Annotated in this window: 2 protein-coding genes and 1 pseudogene; all 3 read left to right on the top strand. The window is 65.4% G+C overall.

The window, feature by feature from the left end; all coding sequences use genetic code 11:
• Positions 1–126: pseudogene (locus tag EN742_RS39830) on the top strand (6-phosphofructokinase); the annotation flags it as partial.
• The gene (locus tag EN742_RS34400) at positions 126–860 is read left to right on the top strand and encodes an MBL fold metallo-hydrolase (protein WP_127407410.1); all 735 of its coding nucleotides are present in this window, start codon (positions 126–128) and stop codon (positions 858–860) included. The pseudogene EN742_RS39830 and the gene EN742_RS34400, both read left to right, overlap by 1 nt.
• 198 nt (positions 861–1,058) lie before the next feature.
• A partial coding sequence (locus EN742_RS34395; protein WP_189375723.1) for a trypsin-like peptidase domain-containing protein occupies positions 1,059–1,611 on the top strand: 553 nt, incomplete at its 3' end.

Genomic DNA, 1,611 nt, shown 5'->3' with positions numbered 1-1,611 from the left:
GGCAAGACGCGCCACATGCCCGACGATTTCATGCAGCCCGACGCCAACAAGCTCTCGGATGCCGGCATGGCCTACCTCAAGCGGCTGGTGCCGGAGAAATACAAGGTCGGGAAGCCCTTCGTCTGATGGGCGACCTGGTAGTCGGCGACTGGTTCGGCAAGGCCATCGTCGACGCCAGGACATCGATGCTGACCGAGCCGTTCGTGCACGATTTCGTGCGCGCCAACATCTGGCATTTCAAAGGCCGGGACGCCGACCTTCTGGTCGACACCGGCATGGGCATCCTGCCGCTGGCGCCCGAGATCGACACGCCAGCAGGCAAGCCGCTGATCGTCGTCGCCACGCATATCCATCTCGACCATGTCGGCTCGCTGCATGAGTTCCCGCTGCGGGCCGGGCCGAAGATGAGCGCCGCGCAGTTCGAGAGCATGGATGAGGCCGTCACCTACGCCTACATGTTCCGCAATCTCGACGGCGCCGTTTCCAGGCTGCCCACGCCGGACTGGAGCGCAGCCGACTACAGCATTGCGCCGGCGCCGCTGACGCGCACGCTTGACGAGGACGACATCGTCGATCTCGGCGACCGCCAGTTCCGCGTCCTGCATCTGCCGGGACATTCGCCCGATTCGATCGCGCTGTTCGACGAGGCCGACGGGTTGATGTTTGCCGGCGATGCCATCTATGACGGCATGCTGATCGACGATTTGCCGGATTCCGATCGCGCCGCCTATTGCCGCACCATGCGGCGCCTGCTCGACCTGCCGATCCGCATCGGCTATGGCGGTCATGGACCGAGCTTCGACGCCGCGCGCATGCGCGAGATCGCCTCGGCCTATCTGCGCCGACGGGGCGCTTCGTGAGCGCCTTCTGAGATTAAATCTTCGTAAGGTCGGACGAAAACCCTAATTCGGACCCATCGACGCCCTAGATGCGGGCTGTCGATCCGGCCGGCTGTCACGCGAGGCGAGACGGGCAGTCCAGGTCGCCGACACGTCGACGGCGCTTCGCCTGAGAGCCGCTCGCGGCGCAAGATCAACTCTCGCCCGGACAGAACGACCATGTCACCCTCAAGCATTCTTCGTAGACATCGCGTCGCGGCCCTGCTGGGCGCTGCGCTGATCATCTCCCCTTTCGTCGTATCCTTCGCCCAAAGCGCGAACAGCGGCGGCGCGAGCAACGTGGTCCCCACGACCCAGACCCCCGTTGCCGGGATTACGGCACCGAACGGCTCGTTCGCGCCGATTGTGGCCGTCGACAAGCCGGCGGTGGTGACCGTCGCCACCGTCATGAAGGCGCAGCCGGAAACGATGAACGAGGAGCAACCCTTTGACGGCGGCTCGCCCTTCGACGACTATTTCCGCCAGTTCTTCGGCGACCAGGGCGTGCCGATGCCCAAGACGCCGCCGCAGCAGGCGCAGCGCGCCGAGGCGCTGGGCTCCGGCTTCATCGTCGGCGCCGACGGCACCATAGTCACCAACAACCACGTCATCGACGGCGCGACCTCGATCAAGGTGACGCTGGATGACGGCACCGAGCTTCCCGCCAAGCTGATCGGCCGCGACGCCAAGAACGACCTCGCCGTGCTCAAGGTCAAGGCCAGCAAGCCGCTGC

Origin of the sequence: Mesorhizobium sp. M4A.F.Ca.ET.020.02.1.1 (genome assembly GCF_004022645.1) — a bacterium.
In the GTDB taxonomy this organism is placed as follows: Bacteria; Pseudomonadota; Alphaproteobacteria; order Rhizobiales; family Rhizobiaceae; genus Mesorhizobium.
The sequence above is the reverse complement of the archived record's forward strand: the minus strand, read 5'-3'. Positions and strand labels throughout refer to the sequence as shown.

What these genes read in the sequence shown, in the direction of transcription:
- EN742_RS34400 (WP_127407410.1), top strand. Translation starts at nt 126, where the DNA reads ATGGGCGACCTGGTAGTCGGCGACTGGTTCGGCAAGGCCATCGTCGAC.